We start from the raw sequence: 2,485 nt of genomic DNA on the forward strand, positions 1-2,485 counted from the left end.
GCTTTATAGAAATCCTAAATCATTGGTAAAATCAGCAAAAAGCAAAATATAAAATCTTTACTGAGAACGGTTGTAGAGATAGATTCGGCCACTCTATTTCACGAATCAGATAGGATTACTGTGACACTAAACTATAATTTTGAGCTTAATAAAAAAAAACATGTTGAATAATCCCCTGTCCGATAGCTTTAGTGAACAAAATAAACTAAAACCGTCTTTTTTGAAAATTAAAGGAAAAACTTTAGTATTTTCTAATACAATTTATCAAATTAAAAATATCACTAGTATCGAATTTATAACTTTTAAAACTACTGCTCAATACAAAAAATACAAAAATAAGTTCTCTATTTATTTATTTTATATACTCATATTTGGCTTGATTGTCAGTATGTTTGCTAAGTCCAGTTTGTTTGTTTTTTTCTTGATAGCTCTTGGAGTTTTGATACTTTTTACAAAAAATAAATTCATCACTAAAACGATAGACAACTATGGAATAAAGATTATAACAAACAATGGAACAGAAAAAATATTGGTCAGCAATTCTGAGTTTTTTATAAAACAAATTATTTTGTATATAAATGATGCCATGAATAATAGTGAACCCAGATATCTTAATTTCAATTTTGAAACTTTGAACATGTCTGAAGATAAATATCTAAAATTAGATATGTCTGAAGATAAATCTATAAGCATCAAAGAAAATAATAATTCTCCTATAGTTTCCGGTAAAATGGAAGGAGATATTGTAAACTTTATTTAAGAGGATAAAACACTATAGCAATTCTACGACTTGTGAGGTACAAATATCTGGGTTTTAGGGAGCAGGGAGCAGGGAGCAGGGAGCAGGTAAGAGAAACCCACCCCTAACCCCTCCCAGGAGGGGAAGGCAAGAGCCAATAATCAAACAATTATGTGTACCTCATGAGTCCTATAAACGCTATATTGTAGCCTTTTGTTTTAAGTTAATTTAAGTGCATTTTTTTGTTGAAATAGGTATTAGGAAGAGTAAATAGTAAGAAATCCTATGTATTTAATTTGACTTCGGGATAATAAATATGTTCAGTCTGCTTAACCCGAAGTCAGGTTACCTAATACTTATGCAAATCACCATATTGTAAACCTATTCAATAGATCAATAAGTTAAAATGGAAGATAAATCGATTAAGATTAGAATCAATAAGAAGAGTCCTATAGTAACAGGTGAGGTTAGAAACATTATTTATGTTGATAAACAGGACAATAATCTTGTTGAAGCAGCAGCAGAAATCCAGAAACTTCTAAACCAACTATCCCAGACTAATCCTACTAGTACTGAGCTTGAGAAGCTAACAGTTGTAGCCAAGGCTGCTGAGGGAATAAATAATAACCCAACCCTAAAAAATAAGGTAATCAATGCCCTTGAAGCAGGAGGCAAAGAAGCTCTTAAAGAAACCATAGATCATCCCCTAGTTAACATTTTAATGGCTACGATTGAGGGATGGACAGAAGCTTAAGGGTGAGCTATCAGTCATCATTCCATGTTCCCTCTTTAACAACACGCCATGCAGCTAGTTGATGTCGGCATAATTCGTGATTTTCCGGAAATGTACAGCTTAATCTTGCACGATGTGTCCGGAAATATCAACTAAAGTATTTAAGCGATCGCATTTTGCCAGAAGGTTTAGTGATATGCATTGATGCACACTGTTTGATCAGATCTGGCTGACTGGAGAGCCTGAAATCCAGCCAAATCTTGCTGCATTGATGCATTTCTTGATCATCGATGCTAGTGGTACGATGGCTCGAAGAGCCCGCTTTCAGCGATCGCTTTTGGTTGATCCGAAGAACCATCGCTTCTAGTTTCCCCCGAACACTGGGAAAACCCACTGGAGAAAGGTTTCAGCGGGTAAAATAATTTCATACAAAATTAATAGCTAATACTTGAGGGTAAGGGGTGATGTAATCGCGCTTCTTTCAAGGAGTATTACTTACATCAGGCAAACACGATTTATCCACGTAATCGAGTGACCGCTGGCATTTGACATCACAGCAATCACCATTTTAGTCAACAGCTCTATCCGACAATGAAACAGCCCTGGGGTGTTACGGGGGATTCCTCTTGCCTTAAAAGGATAAGCAATGTCCTCATGACTACAGCAGTTTGCACTTCAGTTAGGTACAAAGTTCTGGGTTTTTAGGGAGCAGGGAGCAGGTAGGTAAGCTATCAGCTGACCGCTGACCGCTGACCGCTGACCGCTGACCGCTGATAACTTACTATTCCTCAATAATATCTGTAAGCAAAAGATTCAAGTTTTCCACCGTTAACAGCGGCAAGTTAGGATTCTCCGTACTACTTACATTTTCTGGATTGGAAAACAAACTAAAACTAAACAGATATCGTCCCCTGGTTTGATTGGGGTTTTTCTGAGTCTGCCAATTGTCAATTTCCCGGACAATATTTGTTCGCAGTTGTTGAGTCACTGCTAACATATCGGTGGAATCCCCA

4 protein-coding genes are annotated in these 2,485 nt (G+C 36.3%); 2 read left to right on the forward strand and 2 right to left on the reverse strand.

Going from position 1 to position 2,485, the window contains the following annotated elements; all coding sequences use genetic code 11:
* Positions 1-139: 139 nt before the first annotated feature.
* Positions 140-760, forward strand: a complete 621-nt coding sequence (locus F6K49_RS41145; RefSeq protein ID WP_293106814.1) for a DUF6232 family protein — start codon at positions 140-142, stop codon at positions 758-760.
* 385 nt (positions 761-1,145) lie between these two features.
* Positions 1,146-1,493 (forward strand): hypothetical protein, encoded by a 348-nt coding sequence (locus tag F6K49_RS41150; RefSeq protein ID WP_293106817.1) that lies wholly within the window; start codon positions 1,146-1,148, stop codon positions 1,491-1,493.
* A 127-nt stretch (positions 1,494-1,620) separates the two neighbouring features.
* Here F6K49_RS41150 and F6K49_RS41155 read toward each other — a convergent pair whose 3' ends face one another.
* Positions 1,621-1,866, reverse strand: coding sequence for a hypothetical protein (locus F6K49_RS41155; protein WP_293106820.1), 246 nt, complete (start codon positions 1,864-1,866; stop codon positions 1,621-1,623).
* 387 nt (positions 1,867-2,253) lie between these two features.
* Positions 2,254-2,485, reverse strand: a 232-nt coding sequence (locus F6K49_RS41160) for a hypothetical protein (RefSeq protein WP_293106824.1), incomplete at its 5' end; no start/stop codon positions are given.

The organism is Moorena sp. SIO3I6, from assembly GCF_010672095.1.